The sequence below is a fragment of the Pseudomyxococcus flavus genome (assembly GCF_050038885.1).
Classification (GTDB): domain Bacteria; phylum Myxococcota; class Myxococcia; order Myxococcales; family Myxococcaceae; genus Myxococcus; species Myxococcus flavus.
In genome coordinates, this window is sequence record NZ_CP143624.1 from 2270977 (window position 1) to 2293097 (window position 22121).

23 protein-coding genes and 2 riboswitches are annotated in these 22121 nt (G+C 70.4%); of the genes, 10 read left to right on the forward strand and 13 right to left on the reverse strand.

Annotated features, from left to right (window positions below):
• Positions 1-22: 22 nt before the first annotated feature.
• From VZL07_RS09510 to VZL07_RS09560, 11 genes are all read right to left on the reverse strand, one after another.
• Positions 23-1708: an FHA domain-containing protein gene (locus VZL07_RS09510; protein WP_426755084.1), complete on the reverse strand. Its 1686-nt coding sequence runs from the start codon at positions 1706-1708 to the stop codon at positions 23-25.
• Between the two features lie 142 nt (positions 1709-1850).
• Positions 1851-2354 carry a ubiquinol-cytochrome c reductase iron-sulfur subunit gene (locus tag VZL07_RS09515; RefSeq protein ID WP_426757269.1) on the reverse strand — a complete coding sequence of 168 codons (504 nt, stop codon included), beginning with the start codon at positions 2352-2354 and terminating at the stop codon, positions 1851-1853.
• A 32-nt stretch (positions 2355-2386) separates the two neighbouring features.
• The gene (locus VZL07_RS09520; RefSeq protein ID WP_426755086.1) at positions 2387-3154 is read right to left on the reverse strand and encodes a cell surface protein; all 768 of its coding nucleotides are present in this window, start codon (positions 3152-3154) and stop codon (positions 2387-2389) included.
• Positions 3151-4458, reverse strand: a complete 1308-nt coding sequence (locus VZL07_RS09525; RefSeq protein ID WP_426755088.1) for a hypothetical protein — start codon at positions 4456-4458, stop codon at positions 3151-3153. The genes VZL07_RS09520 and VZL07_RS09525 overlap by 4 nt, the downstream gene beginning before the upstream one ends.
• A gap of 147 nt (positions 4459-4605) precedes the next feature.
• Positions 4606-4817: riboswitch (cobalamin riboswitch) on the reverse strand.
• A gap of 47 nt (positions 4818-4864) precedes the next feature.
• Positions 4865-5950 carry a FecCD family ABC transporter permease gene (locus VZL07_RS09530; RefSeq protein WP_426755090.1) on the reverse strand — a complete coding sequence of 362 codons (1086 nt, stop codon included), beginning with the start codon at positions 5948-5950 and terminating at the stop codon, positions 4865-4867.
• Positions 5947-6837: an ABC transporter substrate-binding protein gene (locus tag VZL07_RS09535; protein WP_426755092.1), complete on the reverse strand. Its 891-nt coding sequence runs from the start codon at positions 6835-6837 to the stop codon at positions 5947-5949. The genes VZL07_RS09530 and VZL07_RS09535 overlap by 4 nt, the downstream gene beginning before the upstream one ends.
• Before the next feature lie 19 nt (positions 6838-6856).
• Positions 6857-8473: an MXAN_6577-like cysteine-rich protein gene (locus tag VZL07_RS09540; protein ID WP_426755094.1), complete on the reverse strand. Its 1617-nt coding sequence runs from the start codon at positions 8471-8473 to the stop codon at positions 6857-6859.
• Positions 8445-10592, reverse strand: a complete 2148-nt coding sequence (locus VZL07_RS09545) for a TonB-dependent receptor plug domain-containing protein (protein ID WP_426755096.1) — start codon at positions 10590-10592, stop codon at positions 8445-8447. The genes VZL07_RS09540 and VZL07_RS09545 overlap by 29 nt, the downstream gene beginning before the upstream one ends.
• A 59-nt stretch (positions 10593-10651) precedes the next feature.
• A riboswitch (cobalamin riboswitch) is annotated at positions 10652-10886 on the reverse strand.
• 6 nt (positions 10887-10892) lie between these two features.
• The gene (locus VZL07_RS09550; RefSeq protein ID WP_426755098.1) at positions 10893-11381 is read right to left on the reverse strand and encodes an FHA domain-containing protein; all 489 of its coding nucleotides are present in this window, start codon (positions 11379-11381) and stop codon (positions 10893-10895) included.
• Positions 11382-11502: 121 nt separating this feature from the next.
• Complete coding sequence (locus tag VZL07_RS09555; RefSeq protein WP_426755100.1) at positions 11503-11805, reverse strand: hypothetical protein; 303 nt, start codon at positions 11803-11805, stop codon at positions 11503-11505.
• A gap of 13 nt (positions 11806-11818) precedes the next feature.
• Positions 11819-12475, reverse strand: coding sequence for a hypothetical protein (locus VZL07_RS09560; RefSeq protein WP_426755102.1), 657 nt, complete (start codon positions 12473-12475; stop codon positions 11819-11821).
• Between the two features lie 181 nt (positions 12476-12656).
• Here VZL07_RS09560 and VZL07_RS09565 point away from each other — a divergent pair, with 181 nt between their 5' ends.
• Together VZL07_RS09565 and VZL07_RS09570 are read left to right on the forward strand one after the other, a co-directional pair.
• Complete coding sequence (locus tag VZL07_RS09565) at positions 12657-13148, forward strand: DUF2381 family protein (protein ID WP_426755103.1); 492 nt, start codon at positions 12657-12659, stop codon at positions 13146-13148.
• Positions 13149-13338: 190 nt separating this feature from the next.
• A complete protein-coding gene (locus VZL07_RS09570) occupies positions 13339-13512 on the forward strand; it encodes a hypothetical protein (RefSeq protein ID WP_426755105.1) in 174 nt (57 codons plus the stop codon).
• Between the two features lie 216 nt (positions 13513-13728).
• Here VZL07_RS09570 and VZL07_RS09575 read toward each other — a convergent pair whose 3' ends face one another.
• Positions 13729-14199 (reverse strand): hypothetical protein, encoded by a 471-nt coding sequence (locus VZL07_RS09575; RefSeq protein WP_426755107.1) that lies wholly within the window; start codon positions 14197-14199, stop codon positions 13729-13731.
• A gap of 62 nt (positions 14200-14261) precedes the next feature.
• Between VZL07_RS09575 and VZL07_RS09580 the strand changes: the two genes are divergently transcribed.
• Entirely contained in the window at positions 14262-14417 is a 156-nt protein-coding gene (locus VZL07_RS09580) for a hypothetical protein (protein WP_426755109.1), read from the forward strand.
• Positions 14414-14536 carry a hypothetical protein gene (locus VZL07_RS09585; RefSeq protein ID WP_426755111.1) on the forward strand — a complete coding sequence of 41 codons (123 nt, stop codon included), beginning with the start codon at positions 14414-14416 and terminating at the stop codon, positions 14534-14536. Before VZL07_RS09580 ends, VZL07_RS09585 begins: the two co-directional genes overlap by 4 nt.
• A 77-nt stretch (positions 14537-14613) precedes the next feature.
• Here the strand turns inward: VZL07_RS09585 and VZL07_RS09590 are convergent, their stop codons facing one another.
• Positions 14614-16266 carry an ISL3 family transposase gene (locus VZL07_RS09590; RefSeq protein WP_426755113.1) on the reverse strand — a complete coding sequence of 551 codons (1653 nt, stop codon included), beginning with the start codon at positions 16264-16266 and terminating at the stop codon, positions 14614-14616.
• A 652-nt stretch (positions 16267-16918) separates the two neighbouring features.
• Between VZL07_RS09590 and VZL07_RS09595 the strand changes: the two genes are divergently transcribed.
• From VZL07_RS09595 to VZL07_RS09620, 6 genes are all read left to right on the forward strand, one after another.
• Entirely contained in the window at positions 16919-17170 is a 252-nt protein-coding gene (locus VZL07_RS09595) for a hypothetical protein (RefSeq protein WP_426755115.1), read from the forward strand.
• Entirely contained in the window at positions 17167-17517 is a 351-nt protein-coding gene (locus tag VZL07_RS09600) for a ComEA family DNA-binding protein (RefSeq protein ID WP_426755117.1), read from the forward strand. Before VZL07_RS09595 ends, VZL07_RS09600 begins: the two co-directional genes overlap by 4 nt.
• A 156-nt stretch (positions 17518-17673) precedes the next feature.
• Positions 17674-19380, forward strand: coding sequence for a dipeptidase (locus VZL07_RS09605; RefSeq protein ID WP_426755119.1), 1707 nt, complete (start codon positions 17674-17676; stop codon positions 19378-19380).
• A gap of 200 nt (positions 19381-19580) precedes the next feature.
• Positions 19581-20777: an ADP-ribosyltransferase domain-containing protein gene (locus VZL07_RS09610; protein WP_426755121.1), complete on the forward strand. Its 1197-nt coding sequence runs from the start codon at positions 19581-19583 to the stop codon at positions 20775-20777.
• 103 nt (positions 20778-20880) lie between these two features.
• The gene (locus tag VZL07_RS09615) at positions 20881-21384 is read left to right on the forward strand and encodes an SRPBCC family protein (protein ID WP_426755123.1); all 504 of its coding nucleotides are present in this window, start codon (positions 20881-20883) and stop codon (positions 21382-21384) included.
• Positions 21385-21500: 116 nt separating this feature from the next.
• Positions 21501-22064 carry a MarR family winged helix-turn-helix transcriptional regulator gene (locus tag VZL07_RS09620; protein WP_426755125.1) on the forward strand — a complete coding sequence of 188 codons (564 nt, stop codon included), beginning with the start codon at positions 21501-21503 and terminating at the stop codon, positions 22062-22064.
• Positions 22065-22121 lie beyond the last annotated feature (57 nt).

Genomic DNA, 22121 nt, shown 5'->3' on the forward strand with positions numbered 1-22121 from the left:
CGTCAACCGGACGCAGGCCGCCCTAGCGGAAACCGGGGTTGGTCAGCTGGCCCACATCCTCCTCAATCACCTCGAAGGCCGCCACCTTGTCCTTCGGGGGACGGATGAGGCGCTCGCCCAGCGGATGGACATCGAAGCGAGCACCCACCGTCGCCAGGACCTTGCCGGTGATGAGCACCTGGCCGGGGCTGGCGGTGCCCGCGAGCCACCCTGCCACACCGACGCCGTCCCCCACCACGGTGTAGTCCGGGCGCACCTCGGTGCCGATCATCCCCACCAGGGCCCGGGTGCTGTGCAGGGCGATGCGCAGCTCGCAGCGTTCGTCCAGGGGCCGGCGTGCCATGGCCCGCTCCCACTCGGCGCGCAGCGCCAGGGCGGCCCGGACGGCCCGCACCGAGTCCTCGCCCTTCACGTAGGGAACGCCGAAGAGGGCGCGCAGGGACTCGCCCCGGAAGCCCTCCACGGTGGCCTCGAAGCTGTAGACGATGCCGCTCATCCGCGCGTGGAAGTCGTTGAGCATCTGCGTGGCGCGCGCGGCGCCGATGCGCATGCACAGCACCGAGAAGCCCACGAGCTCCGCGTGCAGGATGGTGAGGTTGCGCTCCTCCAGGCCGGGCAGCTTGCCGCCCTGCTTCTGGGCCTCGGCGGCGCGGCGCTCGGCCACCTCCGGCGGGTGGAAGCGCTCCAGGTTGCGCCGCAGCCGCTCCGCCGCGGGGCTGCCCTCGCGAGGCGAGAACTTCTGCACGCCGGTGGCCACCAGGTGCGCCACCGCGGTGCAGGTATCCAGCAGGGCCTCCACGCTGGCGTCGCCCTTGGCCGACAGGTTGACGTAGAGCACACCCGCATAGGGCGGCTCGGTGCCGATGGGGATGCACAGCACCCGATCCACGCCGTAGAGGATGACGCTCTCCCGGCCCGCAAAGCGGCGGTCATCGCGCACGTCGCCCACCGCGAGCGCACGGCCCTGGCGCAGGGCCTCGTCGACGATGGCGTCCGAGACAGGCACCTCCCCCTTGGCCAGCCGGCCCCGGTGGCGCACGGCGGCGGGCACCAGGGCCCCCGTGGCGTGCTTGAGCAGGACCACCGCGGTGGTCGCGTCCGTGACCTCCAGCAGCCGGTCCATGGTGGAGTCCAGGAAGGACGACAGCGTGGGGGCCGACGAGAGCGCCTCCGCGGTGCGGAACAGCAACACCAGCGTCTCCTGCCCCACGCGCGGGCTGGCGGCGGGCAGCGGCGAGGACGTGGAGAAGCTGTCATCGAAGGAGACAGGGCCCACGTTGTCGAGCAGCCGCAGCACGTCCGCGTCCTTCACGTTCTTCGCCAGCAGGACGGACGGGCCCACGTCCTGGCCGTGGCCGAAGCGCACGACGCCGCCCGCGCCCAGGTCCACCATCTCCGTGGCCGCGTTCTCCACGGTGTTGGGCTGGCGGACGGAGAGCACGTTCTCGCCCAGCGCCACCGTGTCCCCGGCGACGAGCTGCCGTGAGCCCTGCAAGGGCGCGCCGTTGATGCGGCTCCCGTTGCGGCTGCCCAGGTCCTCGATGCGCAGCACGTCACCATCGACGTACAGCCGCGCGTGCCGGCGCGAGACGAGGTCACCGCCCAGGACGATGTCGTTCTCGTCCGCGCGGCCGAGGCTCGTCACGCCCTCAGGCAGATCGTACGACGTGTCGAAGTAGCCGGGCCCGTTGATGATGATCTGCCACATCGAATGCCCGACATTACACGACTCTCCCGCCTGTTGAGAGAAGGAGACTCCGACCCGGTGCGGGTACCCGGTCACCCGGTTCACACCACGCCTCTCCGCACCGCGTCATTTCACCCGCGGTACGCGCGGCGCGAACGTTCGATCAGCGGGGCCGGTGGATGAACAGGGAGGCCCCCTGCCTCACCACGCGAAAGGCCGCGAGCGGACGGGTGGCCGGTCCGCTCAGCACCTGCCCGTCCTGGCCGAAGCGCGAGCCATGGCAGGGGCATTCCATGACGCCCTCCACCGGCACCCAGTCCACCGCGCAGTCACCGTGCGTGCAGATGCGCCAGAGCGCCGTGTAACAGCCCGGTGACGGATGCACGACGACCACGTCCAGCAGCGACTGGGGAATCCGGACCACCGAGGCGCCTCCGGGGACCTCGAGCGCGGGATGATCCGCCAGGGGCACCTCCACCCAGCCTTCCTCGGGGGAACCGGGTGTGGGCACCTCCTCGCACGCCGCACCCGGCCCTCCCGCGTCGGGAGGGTCGAGCACGATGGCTTCCCGCCACTCTCCGCCGCACCCCGCCCCGAGCGCCGCCAGGGCACAGGTGCCCTCAAGCAGCGTCCGCAGCGCGGCGCGGCGGTCCACCTCCCCCGTCATGGACAGGGGGCCTGGCCGTGGCGGGAGCCGGCTCACGGCGTGCCGCTCCCCAGGGACACGCCATTCACCACCGCGACGGCATCCAGGTCGAAGCCGCCTGAGGTGCCGCCGTAGCGGTTGTCGCCCGCATCGACGATGCGCACGTACCGCGCGCGGCTCAGGCCCACCGTGGCCAGGTCGAACCCATCGCCTCCCGCCACGGCGGGGTCCGTGGCGCTGATACCGTTGGCGGGGTTGGCCTGAACCGTGGCGACGCCAGCGCACCCCGGGTAGCCGCCCTCGGCGTCGGTGGAGGCGCAGGGGAAGTCGAACCAATTCACGCCGTCATCGCTGACGGAGACGAAGCCGCGTTCGGAGTACGTGGTCGCCCCGCCGGCAACGCGGAAGGCGTTCTCGAACACGAGCAGGTCCACGCCCGGCCCATCCACCACGGCGATGTCCGTGAAGCGGAGGACGATTTTGCCGCCCCGGCCCAGGGCGAGCACGTCCAGCGAGCCGTTGTCGGGCCCCAGCCCCGATGGAGGCCCGAGCACGATGTCCGGGAAGCGGTCCTGCCCGAAGCCCGCGCTGTCACCGGGCTCGAACAAGACGACTTCGTCCGCGTACGGGTCCTCGGGCTTCAGGCCAGCGTCGGGCGCCTGCGGTGTGGAGCCGTCCGGCTGCTGCCCGGCGTCGTCCTGCACCGGGTCCGTTCCCGCGTCCGCGTCGGCACTGGAGGAGCCGTCACCACACGCGGTGGCACCCAGGAGCACGGCGAGCACCGTGCCCCAGGCGAAGCGGTAGAGGCCGCGCTGTCTCACGGGACCGCCCGGATGCGGACCAGCCGCTCACCGTTCACGTCCTCGATGCCCACCAGCAGGTCGGAGCCCAGATGGGTCATCTGCGTCACGGAGGTGCATTGATCCACGAACGACAGCACCGGCGTGCGCGCGCCGATGGTGACCGCGCCAGGGGTCGCACCCGCGGAGAGGGCATAGCGGGACACATCGGTGGAGACGAAAATCCAGTTCGCGTCATAGGCGCCGCGCTTGACGACGACGCCATCACCGAAGGTGGCGGCCGCGTTGAAGTCGCTGCCGACATCAATCTGCGGCTGCGCGTCCAGGGCGAACGGCGTGCCGGAGGAGAGCGCCGCGCTCACGACGGAGGGAGCCACCGCGTAGGCCACGTTGATGTAATCCGGCGGAGCGGCGAAGCCGAGCATTGCGACACCGTTGTTCGCCACCGCGCTGAAGCCATTTCCGCCAGCGGTCTCTGGGAAGTCAGCCACCTTCACGGAGGCCATGGGGTCCGCGGAGGTCACCAGCGCATAGACGCCGAAGCCGTTGAGGTCGGACAACCCCATGCTGTTGATGAGGAAGGCGGTCGTCGTGTCCGCCGTGAAGGCGGCGGCGGTCATGTTGCCCGGCGAGCTGATGTAGCTCGAGTTGCCCGGCGTGACGATGTCATAGAGCGAGACCGTGCCCGCCGCGCCCGACTTCGTGTAGCCGGCCAGCAGGCGCTCGGCGTCATGAACGAGGAAGCGATTGGGGTAGACGCCCGACGTCGCCTCACGGTCCTCGGGGGCCAGGACGTTGAACAGGGGCTCGGTAGAGGGCACCAGGTCCGGCCAGATTCCCAGCGAGTAGAGCTCCGCGTTCATGCTCCCGCGCACGGCGTAGACCGTGTACGTGGGGCCCGGCGTGACGGCCACCGCCAGCACGTCATCCGGCATGGGCGCGGAGCCCGCGGTCTCGAAGCCCGCCTGGAGCTGAAGCGTGCCGAGCACCGGGTCGTACGGCGCCGTCTCACACGTGTACTCCGTGCCCGCGTCCGGGTCGGTGCCGGCGTCCGGGTCCGTGCCCGCGTCCGGCTCCGTGCCAGCGTCCGGCTCCGTCCCCGCGTCGTCCTCGGGAAGCGGCTGGATGGGCCGCGTCTCGCACTTCTCCTCGGCGCACGTCCACTGCTGGCCCTCGGGCGCGGGGCCGTTGTCGTTGCGGCAGTCGTAGGCATCCACGCATTCGGAGCCACAGCCCGTGGTGGCGACCGCCAGCACCAGGCTGGCCGTGGCGAACATCAGGGACTTCGAGCGGGCTCCTACGCGCTTCACATCGGCGTCCTTCATCGGTGTCCTCACTCCCTCTTCCGCCCCCACGGGCAGATGGGCTTCCAGGAGGACACGGCCGAAGGCAAAGCACTGGCGCACGTCGCTCGCGCCGGATGACACCCGCCCCCGCCGCCTCCCCTCGGAGGCCTCGGTGATGTCCGTGCCAGGAGGCACGGGTCTTCGGCAGGTTTTCGGACTCGCAGGCGCGGGCGCCCTGGGCACCCACCTACTTGCCGTCGCTTCCCAGCCCGCCTCGGGCCAGTGCTTCTCGTGACGGCGTTCGTTCCTGCTCACCGCTGCGGGGCAGTCCCGGACTCACACCGGGTTCCCTTGAGTCACCGTGGCTTCACGGCGACACCGAGGACGCCGGCCGGGATATGGCGGGCGCAGGCCGTTGTCAATGCTCCGGCGGGAAGCGCCTCCGTCAGCCCGCGGTGCCCAGCCGCACCCGCCGCCGCAGCAGCGCGAGGAACAGCGGCCCTCCCAGCAGCGCGGTGACGACGCCCACGGGGGGCTCGGCGCCGAAGAGCGGAAAGGCCAGCCGCGCCAGCAGGTCGGACAACACGAGGAAGGCCGCGCCCCCCAGCGCGGACAGGGGCACCAGCAGCCGTTGGTCCGGGCCAAAGGCCAGTCGCAGCAGGTGCGGCACGATGAGCCCCACGAAGCCAATCAACCCCGTGAGCGCCACCGCGCCCGCGACGCTCGCGCTGGAGGCCAGCAGCAACCAGCGGCGCGTCGCCGCCACCGGGACGCCCAGGGACGCCGCGTCATCGTCTCCGAGCGACAGGAGGTTCAGCCGCGCGGAGAGCAACCACATGACGCCAATCGCAGCGGCCTGGAGGAGCGCGGAGAGCACCAGCGTGGCGCCGCGCTCGTACCCCAGCGCGCCCGCGAGCCAGTAGAGGATTTCCCCCAGCCGGTCGGGGTCGGACAGCGTCTTCACCAGGGTGATGGCCGCGGACGCGAACGCGTTGAACACCACGCCCGTGAGCAGCGCCGCATACGGCGCGCGCGCCGCGGAGCCCCGGCTGGCGGAGAGGACGAAGAGGATGGCGGCCCCCGCGCCGAGGAAGGAGAACAGCGCGGGCGCGGAGAGTCGCGCCAGGGCGTCGCCCAGTCCCGGCGCCACTTCCCCCACGGTGGCGAGCCCCACCGCGAGCGCCAGCGTCGCGCCGAGCGCCGCGCCGCCGGACACGCCGAGCACGAACGGGTCCGCCAGCGGATTGCGCAAGAGCCCCTGGAGCGTGGCCCCCGAAGCGGCCAGGCCCGCGCCCACGATGGCGCCCAGGAGCGCGCGCGGCAGGCGCAGCGACCAGAAGATGACGGCATCGGTGGAGGCCGGGTCCGACAGCGCGGCGCGCAGGGAGATGGACTGCTCGCCGAAGCGCACGGCCACGGCCAGACAGCCCACCGCCAGCACGAGGAAGCCCACGAAGACCATCACCGCGCGCGAGGTGCGAAAACCTCCCGCTCCGCCCTGTGCACGCTGGGATGCCGCCGGCTCGCTCACGGGGTGCCCTTACCCGTTCCCTCCGGATGCAGCAAACGGAAGAGCTCCTCCAGCCCGCGCCCCAGCGAGGGCCCCGGTTGCAGCAGCGACAGCGACGGCACATCCACCCAGCGCGCGCCGGACAGGCCAGGCAATGCACGCACCTTGTCCTTGCCCACGTCCACGTCCGCGGCATCCACCACCACGCTGGCCCGGGAGCGCACCGCGCGCTCCATCGAGTACACCGGGTACGCGGAGCCCCCGTCCGCCGCCACGTTGATGCCGCCCGCGTCCCGTATCAGCTCATCCGCGAAGGAGCCGGGCCCCGCCACCACGAGCGGCTCGAAGCCATAGACGAACAGCACCCGCGGCGTGGGGAGCTTCTTCGCCGCCTCCCGGATGCGCGCGCGCGTGGCCTCGATGCCAGACACCACGGCCTCCGCCTCCTTCTCCCGTCCGAGCGCCTGCCCCACCGCGCGCATCGCCGCGAGCACGTCCGGCACCGTGTGCAGGGGCAGCAGCAACACGGGCACGCCCAGCTCCGCCATCTTCTCCACCGGGCGCTGATTGCCCGGCCCGGGCTGCACCAGGATGAGGTCCGGCTTGAGCGCCACCACCGCCTCGACGGAGGGGTCCGTGAAGCCGCCCACGCGCGGCAGCTTCGCCACCTCCTTCGCCTCGTCGAAGCGCGACACGCCCACCAGCGTGCTCCCCGCGCCCAGCGCCAGCACCATCTCCGACAGCGAGGGCGCCAGCGTCACCACCCGCCGCACCTTGGACGGCGCGGGCGGCCCCAGCGTCTGCGGTCCGCCCGTCGTGGCCTTCGCCGCCGCCCCCGCCGAGCCCGCGAGCAGGCACAGCACCGTGGCGAGCAGGACGGGGAAGCGCGAGCTGGAAGTCGTGTTCATCGGCATGGTGCGCTCATCCTCAGTGCAGGGCGGTGACGTCAATGGCGTTGGAGACGGAGCGACGAGGGTCCACCGGGCACGCCTCCAGCGCCGGCCCCTCCGCCTGCGGCGAGCTGAAGCCGCGCCGCTCCACCAGGCGGCCCTCCTCCACGGCCACCACGAAGACGCGGCCCGCGTTCGTGTCCGCCAGGTACACCGCCCCCTGCGCCACGGCGAAGCGGCTGGCCACGGAGAGGTGGCACCCCGGCGTGCCGGGCGCGCAGCCCGACGTGAGCGCGTAGGCCGCCACGGGCACGTCGTCCTTCACCAGCACCAGCCCGGAGGCGCGCACCGCGCTGGCGCTGTGCCCGTTGGCTTCGTCGTAGTCGGCCTCGCCGAGGCAGGCCACCACGAGCTGCTCACCCACCGCCTCCACGTAGCCCGCGTTGAGGCAGTCCTCCGCGCCCAGGTCGATGGCGCTCACGCTGCCGTCCGCCGGGTTGATTTTCGCGAGCATGCCCGGCCCATTGGGCCGGTAGCCGTCATAGGGATTCAGGTTGGTAAGGGCCACGTACACGCCGGCCTCCGTCGACGCGATGGAGTACGGCAGCGGCAACACCGTGCCGCCGTCGAAGGGCTTCAGGTCCAGGCCGGTGAGCGAAATCGTGTCCACCTTGCGCGGCTGCTCGGGGTTGGAGATGTCCACGCGCGCGACGGCATTGCCGTACTGGAACATGGAGCCCCCCGTCCCGAACAAGGGGATGTACAGCGTGGTGCCCCACTTCGCGATCGCCTGCGGGCTGGTGTTGGCCCCCAGGTTCACCTGCGTCACGGTGCGCAGGCCCAGGCCCGCGCCCTGGGAGGGGCCCTCCCGCTTGAGCACCTGCAAGGTGTTGTTCACCGAGTCCACGACGTAGACATAAGGCGGGTCCACGAGGATGTCGTTGGGTGAGCCCGCCACCCCGCCCAGCGAGTCCTCCTCCACCACCGAGCCCAGCGCTCCAGCGGCCGCCTGGAGGAGCTTGGACGCGGTGGCATCCGCGGCGAGCACGTAGCCATCCCACGACGCGAGCGCCTGCACACCCGAGCCGAACTGCCGCCGGGGCCCGAGCTGGTCCGTCCCGGCCTGGATGCCCACGAGCTGCCCGTTGGTGTAGCAGGCCGCCACCACGTCATAGCCGCAGCGGCCCTCGTGGCAGGTCTGCACGTCCGGGCACACGTTGCCGCAGGCGCCGCAGTTGAGCACGTCCGCGCGCACGTCCACGCACGAGTCCCCGCACCGCAGGCTGCCCTCGGAGCACCCCTCGCGGCACACGCCGGACTCGCACACGAGCCCGGCGGCGCAGGCATTGCCGCAGGCGCCGCAGTTCGCCACGTCGCTCGACGTGGCGACACATGCACCACCACACGACTCCGTCCCCGGGCGACACCCGCAAACACCGGCCTGACACGTCTGACCGTCGCCGCAGGCGTTTCCACAAGCGCCGCAGTTCGCGACGTCGCCGTCCAGGTCCACGCAGGCCTCCCCGCAGACGGACAGGCCCGAGGTACACACCGCGCCCTCATCGGGACAGCCGGTGAGGAGCAGCGCCGCCAGCGCAGCCAGCAGCAGGACCGGGGAAAGAGACTCAGGGGACGGGGGATGCGGGCGAGGCATGGGGCTCCTGAGGGGATGAAGCGGGGGACGAGGTCCCCGGTTCGAGTGCCACCGCCAGCGTCACGTAGACGGCGCGACCCGGCAGCGGGAATCCAGTGAAGTCGAAGGTCCTCACGTCGAGGAGGTTCTTCAGCTCGACGGACAGCGTGACGTCCGGACCGTGGAGGACGGTGCTGGACGCGCCCGCGCTCACCAGCGTGCGTGACGGCAGGTCGAGCGAGCCGGTGCGATTGATGCGCTGCGCGGACTGGTAGAGCACCTCGGCGCGGGCGTTGAGCCAGTCCGGCCCCGCGCGCACGCGCCCCACCCACTTGTGCCTGGGACGGTAGGGCAGGTCCTTGCCGAAGAAGCGCGGGTCTCCGTAGCGATTCTCCGTGCGCAGCCACGTGTAGCTGGTGCTGGCCAGCAACCAGGAGAAGGGCCGCGCCTCGCCCTCCAGCTCCAGGCCCCACACCCGGGCGGTGTCGAAGTTGTACGGACGCGCCATCAACGGCGGGTACAGCTCGTAGGCGATGAGGTTCTCATACAGCGCCGCGAAGCCACCCGCGGTGAGCTGCCAGCGCGGCGACGGCTCCGCGCCGTCCGTCTCCGCGCCGGACCGCCACGTCACCGCCGCGTCCGCGTACAGCGCGCGCTCCGGCTTCAGGCCCGGGTTGGGCAGCAACGTCCCCTGGCGGATGTACAGCTCCAGGAAGGACGGCGCGCGGTGGGACTGGCCGACGTTGGCGCGCAGCCCGAAGCCATGTCCCAGCTCCACGGAGGTCCCGAGCTTCGGCGACAGCAGCCAGTACGGCCCCACCCGCTCCAGCCGCAGCGACGGCACCACGTCCAGCGCGCCGTCGAGGAGCCGCAGCTCATCCATGGCCATGACGCTCGCACGCCACCACGAGGAGGACTGTGAGCCCTCCGCCTGCGTGACGCTCTCACCCGAAGCAGCCACCGTGACGGTCAGCGACTGGTGCGTCCCCAGCGGCCTGCGGCCCTCCAGCTCCAGGCCGCCCACCGAGTGCCGCTGCGCGCCGCCCGCGCCAGGGATGCGGCCCGTCACCTCCAGCCCATCGCGCCGGAAGAAGCCTCGCGCGCTCCCCTGCCCCAGCCCGTCGAGCACGCCCGACCAGCGCAGGCCCAGCGCCAGCCGGCCCAGCTCCTGGTCACCCGTGGACTGGGGGTTCTGCACGGTGCCAGGAATGGCGCGGTCCTCCATGGACAGCTCCGCGAGCGCATCCAGCCGCGAGCCACCCGCCAACCTGCGCCGGTAACGCAGCAGTGCGCCACCACCCCGCGCGTGGTTGCGCGCGCGCCGCTCGGAGACCTGCGGGTTGCCGTCCACGGCGGGGAGGTCGTCCACGTTGTAGGCGAAGTCGCCATCCGAGCGCCCCGCGTGCACCAGCAGCAGCGCCTGGCCTCCCAGCAGCGGGCCGGTGGCGGCGACGTGCCCCAGCGCCGTGTTCCAGCTCCCGTACGTCATCTCGCCGCTGGTGCGCAGGTGGGGACCGGGCGAGCGCGTGATGATGTTCACCGCGCCGCCGAGGCCGCCCGAGCCGTAGCGCGCCCCCGCGCCACCGCGCAGGACCTCGAAGCGCTCCACCAGCGCGGCGGGGATGAGGGACAGGTCCGACAGGCCGCCCGCGCCGTTGAGCGGGATGCCATCCAGGAACACGAGCACGCCGTTGGACGACGCGCCTCGCACCACCAGGCTCTTGCTCTGCCCGTAGCCGCCGGAGTCCTGCACCGCGAGCCCCACCGAGCCCACGAGCAGCTCCGCCGTGTCGCGCGCTTCCCCCGCGCGCTCCCGCGCGTCGATGACGGTGATGGCGCCCGTGGGGTCCCTGCGCTCCGGAGATTCCGGTGGGGGCGGTGTCCTGCCGCGAACCACCGTGGTGCGCGCGGGGGCGGGCTCGGCCCCGGTGTCGGGGCTGGAGGTCTCAGCGGGAGGGGCGGGCTCGGCGGCGGCCTCGACCGGCGCGCTGCCCGGCTCCACCAGAGAAGCGGCGGGCACGCTCCCGTTCGCATCCATGGCCTCGGATGGGGCCGCCGCCTCGGAAGGCTGCGCCCTGACGGGACGTGGCAGGCTGAGCGCCAGGCACACCACCGGCCCGGCGAGGAAGGTCCACCGCATGCTCCGCCTTCCACTCTCTCCGTCGAAGAGAGAAGGCCAACCGCCCGGGCCCGCGAAAGGCTCGGCCGCACCCCTGGGCAGGTCTCCTGGCTGACGGACTCTGGCGGCTGACGCACGCTGCGTCATTCCAGACGAGGACTTCCGCCTTCCCCCGGCCGCAGCAGGAGTGGCGACAAACCGAAGCCCCCGGCCCTGACCTCAGGGCTGCCCGTTCACAGTGGCGGGACCGCGCCGGACTCTCACCGGCTTCCCTCTTGAAAGCCCGACATGGGCACCCAAGGGCGCGCTCTTTGTAGGAGGTCACCTCCGGCGGGTCAAGCGCACCGGGGGCGACAGCGAGGACGCGCGCATGGATGGCTCGGCGGCATACGTCCGCAGGAACAGGAGCTCCACGTTGCCCAGCTTCAGCCGCGAGCGGCACAGCAGCGGCGCGGGACGGCCCGGCAGTATCAACACACCGTCCTGGTACGTCCCTCGCTCGCTCTCCAGGTCCGTCACGCTCCACAGCCCCGTGTGGGGTTCCCTGCGGAAACGCGCGTGCAGCCGCGACACGGAGGGCTCGGTCAGGACGAGGTCACACTCCGCGCCGCTCCCCAGCGTCACCTCGGAGGCCGTCGGATGCAGCCGGGGCCGCACCTCCAGCACGATGGGTGCCGTGGCGCGCGGCGTCGGGCGACCCGTGAGCGCGCCCGCCTCCCATGCTCGCGAGGCCGAAGGCGTGGGCTCCCACAGCAACACGGGCCAGCCCTCATCGCGCGCTCGTGTGTCGCATCGGGCCGTCTGGGACACGCGCACCCTCCTCCTCCGGGACAGGACGCGCGCAACATGGACACGCAGTCCCCGTCCCGCCAGTCCCCTCGGTGACGGGGCTTCGCGAGGCCGCATGCGTGGGACTCACACCCACGCGTGACTACGGAGCGTCGGGTGTCCCCGCGTCCTCACACCCCGTGCCCGAGTCCGGCGCCATCCCGTCGTACACACAGTCAGGCGGCACGTCCTCGGGCCCCAGCCACAGGCCTTCCTCGCCACGCAGGGCCTCGTCCTCGGAGGAGAAGGAGCCAGTCCCTCCGTCCGTGTTGCGGAGCCTCGCGACCGGATCCTCCACGGCGCAGCCGCCACTGACGGACAGCAGCGCCAGGACGAACAGGTGCGTCACGCCCAGGGACTGGGCCCTTCCGCGACGGGCATGGGATGCGAGCACGGTGCTGCTCATCGGTGTTCACCTTTCACGGGAAGATCACCAGCGCGACGCTCAAGCGGGGACGAACGGCCCAGCCCTCGCGAAGCGGTTCGAACCCCTGCGAAGCCAAGAAGCCGAGGATGGGGCGGCCGACGACGAAATCCATCGCCAGCGAGCCCTCCACGGCGAAGTACTGCGAGAAACGCCAGCGCAGGGAAGTATCCGGGCCCGTCAGGAGCGCGGGGATGAAGCGGGGGTTGGCGGGTTCCACGCCGCCAAGCCGGGCATAGGCGGTCCGTGCGAAGACGAGGATTCCCGCCCCGGCGCCCACGCCCCAGCGCCACGCTCCCGAGCGAAGCAACGGCGTGTCCAGCCAGAGGCCGAAGACGTACTGCTCCAGCTTCACCTCGGTGCGCTCATCCACCAGGCTCGTCGGGCGCCCCGCCAGGAACTGGAAGCGGAAGCGCAGCCGGGGCAGCTCCCAGCCGGACCCGAGCAGCCAGCCCTGGTAGCCCCCGGAGGTGTAGCCATCGAGCGACGCCAGGCCGCCCGCGAGGAGCTGCCACTGCACCGACGAGGTCTCGTACGTCCGGGGCGCATCCGCGGCCCGGGGAGCATCCACCGCGTCCTCCGCCAGCGCGGTGGAACCCGCGAGGAGCCCTGCCAATACGCCCAGACGCAGCAAGACGGTGCCCGATGCCATGCGAGCAACGCTACTGTCCTGGTGACGGGGGACGGAAGCCCCCCGCCCGGCGACTCGACGAACCGTTGCGCCTGACAACCTCCGCCTCACGGCACGAACGCGCGACGCTTGGCCTTGTACGTTCTCGCCACTGGCATTCCACCGGGCACGCGATGCGAGCGCCGTTTGTTACCGTCACTGCATGAGGTTCTGCGCTTCGACACGGCTTTCCTGCCTCCTTCTGACGCTCTGGTCTCTCGGGGCATGGGCAGCGGCCACGGAGAGCACATCCCCTCCCGGGGTACGGACGCGAAACGTCACGCTCACGACGGCAGCCGAGGCCGTACACGTTTCCACGGCCATCCCCACGACGCTCACCTTCGACACGCCCGTCAATGGGCGCGCGGCCGTGCTGAATGACACTACCCTGGTGGAAATCCTGGCCGTGGGTGAGCGCTCGCTCACGCTCCTGGCGCTGGAGGAACTCCGCGAGCCGGTGACGCTGCGCGTGCCGCTGTCCGACGCTTCCTCGTGGGCGGCGCCGGTCTTCAGGCTCATCAGCATGGTGGACGTGGTGGACGCACAAGTGCTGGTGTTCCAGAATATCAGCTCGCCAGAGCTAAGCTTCGTCCGCTTCCGCGGCTCTCACGCACTTTGCGTGATGCGTGTCGCGGCAAGAAGGGCACGTGGATGACTGCTCCGTCGCTGGTTCCCCGAGGGCAGGCCGATTCGCTGTCTATCGACGGCCGTCTTGAATCTTGAATTCCCTGTCCGAACAACTCGTTTGGCAGCTTGCCGAGTCTGCCTGCTCACCCGAGGGGAACCACACGAAGTGCGTGAGAGCCGCGGAACCGGGGCAACTTCAGACCGACGATTCGTCGTTCATGGCGCAGCTCGGTTACCAGCACCTCAATGCCTACGTCAGCGCGTTCAATGGCGACAAGGAATGGTTCCCGCAGGGCAAACCGCCGGCCGGGTGCAGGTGGTTTCCGCTGAGCAATTCCTGCGACGACCCCAAGTCGGCCCAGCAACTCGTCAATGCGCTGAGCGGGAATTGAAGCGGAGACGGGAGGCAGAACTCCGGCTGACTCCAATGCGATGGTTGGGGGAGGCTTCCTTGGTGGCCTCCACCCGCCTTGGATGCCCCGGATGGAATGCACTCGAGGCGGCCAACGTCACCTCCAGAGTTGATGGCGGCTGCCGGCAGTGGCCTCCCGCGGAGCGCGTCACGGGCGAGGTGACGCTTTGCGGTTCTGTGCGCATGAGCACCGCTTTCACTCCGCGCAAGGAAACGCGGTGTCCAGCTTCTTGCTGTCCTTGACGCCGGGGCCCGTCAGGGTGGCCACCACCTTCACGGAGGAGGCGCATTCGTAGGGCATCAGGAACGGCACCTGGATGACACCGCTCTGCGGAAGCGCGTGCAGCTCACGCGTCTGGGTTACCTTCCACGCGCGCCGCGCCCCCGCCTCCGACTCCTCCTTGGGCGCGCTCACCACCACCGTGAGCTTCATGGGCTTGTTGCCTTCGAAGTTGCCCTTCACCTGCACCAGGAATACTGCGTCCACGAACATCCCAAAGGGGTCCTCCACTTCCTCCAGCTTGGCGATGGCGCCTTCCACCCGGTCGAAGGCGCGCAGCTCGATTTCCCCCAAAGCCACACTCGACTTGCCCGCGCTCGCCGCCGCGGTGGACAGCAACAGGACACCTCCCAACAGCCACCCGCGCAGCTTCGTCCACGACGACATCTCGACCTCCCGTGCCTTCGCTAGTGCCGTGACTGTATTCCAAAGTCCAACCATCTCGCGCCTTGATTCGGAACGCCCTGACGGTGATAAACCGGGGACGCTTGCTGCGGGCCCTCGCCGGCCTGGTGGTGGTGAGCGAGGCGGCGGGCCAGGTCGACGTTCACCTGGCCCATGCCGGTGAGGCCGCAGCGCTCGGGCGGGAGGAGGTGGCGGCGTGAGCGCGAGTCCCGAGTCACAGCCGGCCGAGGTCGGCCTCGCCAGCGCGCACTTCCACTGTGTGCGTCGTCGGGCAGAGGTGCGCTTCCGAGAGGTGGTGCAGCAGCCAGCGCACGCGTGAGTGCAAGAGGCAGCCTGTGGTGTTGATGAGCGTCACCCGCTTCGGTGGCTCTCCCGCACTTCGTGTGGACCATAGGTTCAGACGGTGAGCAGTACGCGACGACGCAGCAGGTCGAAGTTGGCGCGGCCATACATCTGACGCTTGAGGAGCTTGAGCTTCGTGATTTGGCCCTCGGCCTGGGCGTTGCTCCAGGGAGAGGTCAGGGCGGCCCGGACGGCATCTCCGTCCTGTTCGAGGCCCTCCGCAAAGGTCTCCACCGCGCGCACACCGCACGCGCGAGCCTCGCCCAGCCACGCTTCGAAGGGCCTACAGGACCTCGTTGGTCTTGCTCTCTGTGAAACGCCCCGCGAGCGCACGAGTTCACAGAACCGCCGGGTCAATGCGACGACACGCGACGCTTCCTCGTCCTGCTCGATACGCGCCAACGTCTCGGTCTCCGTGGAGGTCAGCTCCGAGGGCCTCTTCACGCACAGCCATGCCAGTTGCTTCGGCGAGGCGAGCGCGTCGGGGCGCGTGCCCTTCGACCACCAGTTGCCGCCGAGGTAACTGCGCGCCCCTGAACGAGGCCGAACGGTCCGTCGCATCTGGAGCCAACGGTGGACCTGCCGCGAGGTGCCACGGAAGCCTTGGGCGCGAATCTCCCGCCAGAGTTCACAGGCGTTCTCACACCCTGCGGATTGTCGCCGCGTCAGGTACTTCAGATACAGGTCGAGGATGCTTGGTCCGGGCACGCGCGACGCGCGCTCGGGGAAGGCTTCGGCGGCTGCATATTTGCGCACCGTTCCTCGCGCCAGTCCCAGCGTGCGACTGATTCTCAGCAGCGGTTCCCCCGCCAGGTATCGGCGCCGGACGGCTTCGTATGCAGCGACACGCTGGGAGCGGCTCTCCTCTCGGGAGCGAGCTTCGGCGTGAGTTCGCGAGAAACTGGTGTGACGGCGTGCAAGAGGAGCGTCTCCGCTCGACACGGCTGGTAGCGCTCGAAGTCGGGGATGAGCGCCGGTCATCCAGCGTTCCATCATCTGTCGTCCATTCAGCAGCAAGTGCCAGCGGTCCGCCACCTGCCGGGCCTCTGGAGCGCCCAACTCCGCCGCGCGGGCGTACTCGGTCGACCGGTCTCTGGCGATGACTTCCACGTCGGGGTGCTGGCGCAGCCAGGCGCTCACCGTGGGAGTCGAGCGGTCTGGCAACACGTCTCGCCCGCAGTGCGCTTCCAGGTCGACAAGGATGGAGCCGTAGGTGCGCCCCTTGCGCAGCGCCCAGTCGTCGATGCCCAGGACGCGAGCGGGGCTGGGAGGAGGCAGCGGAGCGCGGCGAATCAGCCGCAGGAGGGTGTCGGGACTGGTGGGCATGGACAGAGACTTGAGCAGCCTGGCTCCAGCCTCTGCTCCCGCTGTGAGTGCAACGGCGCACTGCGCGGTGGCCAGTCGCCGTGTCCGCCGAGCCCGAGCGGCCAGCAGACGCACCGGTCGCTCCGCGAACGTGCGGCGGGAGCATTCCGGGTTTCGGCAGCAGAAGCGCCGCACGCGCAGCTCGAGTTGCACGGCGCGCCCTGCGGCGGGCAGGTCCGCCGGGCGTCGGACGTAGCTGCCATGCACCGCGGTACTGGGCGTCTGGCAGGAGGGACATCGTGCTCCCGTGCCCTCCATGCGCACCCCGAGGGCGACACCCGCCGAGCTACCGTGGGCCACCCGGTCCACCCGACACCCAGGAAGTGGGTACAGCGTTTCCATTCCCAGGATGTATTCGCCCAGTTGGTAGCTCGCCGCGCCTGCCTTTTCTCCCGAGGGGAACCACACGAAGTGCGGGAGAGCCACGGAATCGGGGCAGGCTCACCCTGCGCATGAAGCGCCCTGGCGCCCGCTAGAAGGAGGCGTCCGGCCAGCACATCCTGGACTTGCGCGCCCTGGTGCTCTCTGAGCAATGCGGCGCGCAGCATGATCAGGATGGGAGCCACACCCCTATATCCTCCTCGAAGTGAGCCATCAGTTGGACGGCCGTTACCCCATTCGAGACGGCTACAACAAAGCGTTCCCTGACCCGGCCTACTGCCGTCAAATCGCGCGCTCCATCTCGGAGTTTCTGGCAGGCGCGTTACGCTCCAACGGGCGTTGGTTCTGGCTGCCAGAGCCGTAGGGCATGGCGCCAATCGACTTGAGGACAAGCAGGCGCGCTCCGTGCGCTCTCGCCCCGTGAGAAGCCACTGGAGTCCCGCTGTCCGTCCTCGCCGCTGGACGGTTCTCACATCCGCGCACGGTGTGCGGTGAAGGCTCCGAGGAGAACGCCGCTGGCACGCCGGCTGCTCAAGCCCTCCACGACCTCAGGCGGTCAAGCCGACGAGGCAGCCGCGCCGTGGTGGCGCGATGCGGAGCGTGGAGGTGGTTGATGCTGACGGCGGGTAAGCGACTGGCGGTCTTCTCCATTCGCGAGGGCAAGGGCGGGAGCATCTGGGTGCGGGCGGGGAGCGCGTTCGTGAACAAGGACGGCTCGCTCAATGTGTTGCTGGATGTGCTGCCCCTGGACGGGAAGCTGCACGTGCGCGAGGCGGCGGAGAAGCGCGACACGGCGGGGATGAGCGGGGGCCGCTACGCGGGCGAGCTGGGGCTGGACGTGGCGCCGGTGGGGGGCCACTCGTGAGGGCCCTGTGCGCGGTGGTGGTGGGCCTGCTGCTGTGCGGGCCCGGGGCGGCGGTGGCGGCGAAGCTGCGCACGCAGCACACGGGAACGGTGAACCTGAACGAGGCCACCGCGGCGGAGCTGGATTTGCTGCCCGGCGTCGGTGAGAAGGCGGCGCAGCGCATCATCGAGCACCGCCAGAAGCGGCCCTTCAAGCGCGTGGAGGAGCTGGTCCGCGTGAAGGGCTTCGGCAAGAAGAAGTTCCTCAAGCTCAAGGCGCATCTGGCGCTGAGCGGGCCCACGACGCTGCGAGTCGAGCAGGTGCCCGCCCCTCCCGAGAGAAAGGAGGTGAGCGCGACGAACGACTGACAACGAATCTCCGGCAAAGGGGGGCCGCCGCCCGGGATTTCTCTCGTGGCCGGGGCGGCGGCCCTGTCGTTCATGAACGGGCCCATGAGGGGCAACCAGGAAGGCGCCCCCTGCGGGCGGTAGCCATCCGGGAGTGGATTGGTACCATCCGCCGCCATGAACCGACGCCTCATGAACCTGCTGACCGCGGTGCCCGTCACGGCCGCGATGGTTGCTCCGCCCGTGCTCGCCTGTACCAGCATGCTGGTCTCCAGGGGGGCCACGGTGGACGGCGCCACCTTCATCACCTACGCCGCGGACGCGCACGAGCTGTACGGCGAGCTGTACTACACGCCCGCGCGCCGTCACGCGCCCGGCGCCATGCGCGACATCATCGAGTGGGACACGGGCAAGTTCCTGGGCCGCATCCCCCAGCCCGCCGCGACGTACTCGGTGGTGGGCAACATGAACGAGCACCAGCTCTCCATCGGTGAGTCCACCTTCGGCGGCCGGGAGGAGCTCGCGGGCCCCGCGGGCATCATCGACTACGGCTCGCTCATCTACATCGCGCTGGAGCGCGCGAAGACGGCGCGCGAGGCCATCCAGGTGATGACCACGCTGGTGGCCGAGCACGGCTACGCCTCCAGCGGTGAGTCGTTCTCCATCGCCGACCCCAAGGAGGTCTGGGTCCTGGAGATGATTGGCAAGGGCAAGGGCGAGAAGGGCGCGGTGTGGGTCGCCCGCAAGCTGCCCGACGGGTTCATCTCCGCGCACGCCAACCAGGCGCGCATCGGCACGTTCCCGCTGAACGAGAAGCAGACGACGCTCTACTCCCCGGACGTCATCTCCTTCGCCCGCGCGAAGGGCTGGTTCAAGGGCGCGGACAAGGACTTCAACTTCGCGGAGACGTACAACCCCATCGACTTCGGCGGGCAGCGCTTCTCCGAGGCCCGCGTGTGGAGCATCTTCCGGCGCGCGGCGCCGTCGCTGAAGCTGGGCGCGGAGTACGCGGACGGCTCCAACCCGCAGAAGCGACTGCCGCTGTGGGTGAAGCCGGACAAGAAGCTGTCCGTGCAGGACACCATGGCGCTGATGCGCGACCACTTCGAGGGCACCCCGCTGGACATGACGAAGGACGTGGGCGCGGGGCCCTACGCGGTGCCCTACCGCTGGCGGCCGATGACGTGGGAGGTGGACGGCAAGCAGTACGTCCACGAGCGCGCCATCTCCACGCAGCAGACGGGCTTCTCCTTCGTCGCGCAGATGCGGGACTGGCTGCCGGCGCCCATTGGCGGCGTGCTCTGGTTCGGCGTGGACGACACCTTCACCACCGTCTACACGCCCATGTACGCCGGCATCCGGGAGGTGCCGCGCAACTTCGCGCAGGGCGTGGCCAGCCGCGGAGAGTTCTCCTGGGACTCGTCCTTCTGGGTGTTCAACTGGGTGTCGAACCAGGCCTACGCGCGCTGGAGCGACATGGTGCGGGACGTGCAGCGCGAGCAGGGCGCCCTGGAGGGCCAGTTCCTCGCGGACCAGGCCGACATCGAGAAGCGCGCGCAGGAGCAGTACAAGCGCAGCCCCGAGGAGGCGCGCCAGTACCTCACGGACTACTCGCTCCAGCAGGGTGAGAAGGTCCACAACCGCTGGCGCAAGCTCGGTGAGACGCTGCTCGTGAAGTACATCGACGGCAACGTGCGCGACGAGATGGGCAAGGTGAACCATCCCAGGTACCCGGACGCCTGGTACCGGCGCATCGTGCAGGAGAACGGCAAGTCGCTGGCGATGCCCGCCAAGCCCGCGGCGCCCCCCGCGGCCGCTCCGGCCCCGGTGTCCGCACCCGCGCAGAAGCCGGCGCCCAAGCCCACCGTGGCCCCCGCGCCGTAGCCACACGTCGTCCCGGAGCGGGGAGCCTCCTCCCCGCTCCACGGCCGGCACCGTGACCCGTGCGCCCCCGGCATCCGTCATCAGGCTGATGATTTCTGTTCCACCCCCCTCGGGGCACAACCTCGGCCACACCCGCGCCGAGAATGGGGAACAAGCGCACATCAGCCCCCTGGAACTTACCAGGGTGGGGGGGACAAACCATGGGTCGCATCAAGAACACCACTTCGACGACGTCCAGCAGCCCGCTCTCGCCGACGCGGACGACCAGCACGCCTCCGCCGCCTCCGCCACCGCCCACGACCCGGGCTCCGTCGACGTCGTCCGGCATCCCGACGCCGCCGGATGTCTTCGTCTCCGGGACGCGCACCAACACCGTCCGCACGCCCAGCCTCACGCCGCCGCCCCCGCCGCCTCCGTCCCTGGGTGGGCCCCGGCCCACGACGGTGGGCGGCTCGACGACGCCCGTCACCGGGACGGCGCCGAAGACCACCGTCGCCACCGGCACGCCCGTCCTCCGGGATGACTCGGTCATCGCGCCCTTCGTGGCGCAGGGCGTGCCCCGGGGCGCCATCAAGAACATCAGCGACGACGCCTTCTCCGCGCTCCAGGGCCTGGAGCGGAACAAGGGGGACGCGAGCTCCGCCGAGTTCGCCACCCTCAAGTCGGAGATTGGCCCCAAGGCCGACCTCATCCGCGCGGTGTTCGCCCAGGGCGGCCCGCACGTGAAGCCGGGTGACGCCGAGCGCATCAAGCTGGCCGGCGCGCTCAACGAGGGCTTCACCGTGGACAACGCCACCGTGCAGAACTACCGCAAGCAGATGAGCGTGCTCACGGATGGGAAGTTCGAGCCCTACGTGGAGATGGCGAACACCCACCTGACGCAGAACCTGAAGGACTACCCGAAGACGGCCACCAGCGTGGCGGACATCAACAAGCTCTCCGACGAGGGCAAGGTGTCCGTCTACAAATACACGCAGGAGAAGTTCAAGCCCTACAACGGCCAGGTCCTCTTCCCGCTGGCGAAGGGTGGCGCCGGTCCCAGCAGCGCGGCGCTGCGCAACAACCTGGATGGCATTGCCGTCACCCGCGCCGCCCTCAACGAGCTGCCCAGGTTCGAGGGCACCGTGTTCCGCGGCGACAGCAAGAAGTACTACGACGCCTACACGAAGGACGCCATCATCACCCGGGACGCCTTCACCAGCACGGCGAAGAACCCGGGCTCGAGCTTCGAGGGGGACGCCATCCTCGAAATCAAGACCAAGACGGGCCGCGACATCCAGGGGGCCTCGCTCAAGCCGGGTGAGGAAGAGGTCCTCATCCCGCCGGGCGCCACCTTCAAGGTCCTGGAGCGCGACGACAAGGGCCCCATCCTCCGCCTGAAGCTCGAGGAGATCTGAGCGCCTGCCCGCCCCGCACCCGGGCTCGATGCCCCCGGGTGCGGACGGGCCACGCCGGCCCCACCCTCCTGGGCAAGCGTGCCGCCACTGACAGGGAGGGACCTTGCCCACGCCGCAGGATGCCATCCGACACTCGGTCGTCGTCGACGCGCCGCCGGACCGGGCGTTCCAGTTCTTCACCGGAGCGCTCGGACGCTGGTGGCCCATCGCGTACACCTTCGCCGGGCCGCAATTCCAGACAGCCGCGGTGGAGCCCCACCCCGGTGGCCGCTGGTTCGAGCGCGCCGTGGACGGTCAGGAGACGGGCTGGGGCGAGGTGCGGCGCTGGGCGCCTCCACGAGAGCTGGTGCTCTCCTTCGCCATCACCCCTGACCGCCGGCCGGCGCCTCCCGGGGCCGCCAGCGAGGTCGCCGTCCGCTTCACGCCGGAGGGAACGGCCCGGACCCGCATCGAGGTCGAGCACCGTGACTTCGAGCGTCATGGCCCCGAGGGAGGCCCTGCGCTCCGGCAGGGCATGGACTCCCCCCAGGGCTGGCCCCTGATTCTGGCGGAGCTGCGGCGGGCCCTCGCCCGGGACGCCCGGATCGGGGAAGCGGCGGCGCCCTAGCCCGGCGGCCAGCTTGCGAGCGGTCAACAGCAAACGGTTTTTCCGCAGCAGCCCGGACCGCGACGCGGTAGACCTGCTGCGACTCAAACCTTTGGCTTGAGACACGGAGGCAGCAGGTGAAGGCAGAAGAATCCCCGAAGGACCCGGCAGAAGAGCCGCTGGAGCCCCACGAAGGCGAGCGGACCTACAAGGGGCCGCCCCTCGGCGAAGTGCTCGAGTTCATGCGGCTGCTCTGGGCCGTGGACCACGGGCTCCAGTCCACCTCGAAGCGCATGGAGTCCACGCTCGGACTCACCGGTCCGCAGCGCCTGGTCATCCGCCTGGTGGGGCGCTTTCCCGGCATCACCGCGGGCATGCTCGCGCAGATTCTCCACGTCCACCCCAGCACCCTGACGGGCGTGCTCAAGCGCCTGGAGAAGCGGGGCCTGCTGGAGCGCAAGTCGGATCCGCTCGATGGGCGCAAGGCGCTGTTCTCGCTGACGGAGGAAGGGCGCGCGCTCGACATCCCCTCCGAGGGCACCGTCGAGGCGTCGGTGCAGCGCGTCCTGTCGCGCATGTCGCGCAACCGCATCCTCGCCACCCAGGACGTGCTCACCGCGCTCGCGCAGGAGCTGGGCGGCGTGCCCATGCCCGAAGTCGAGTTCGACGAGACGGGCGCCCGCAAGCCCACCACCCGCTGAGCCAGCTGCCCGCTCGCTCTCTCGCTGTCGGGGCGCCCGTGGCGGGCATTCCGTGAC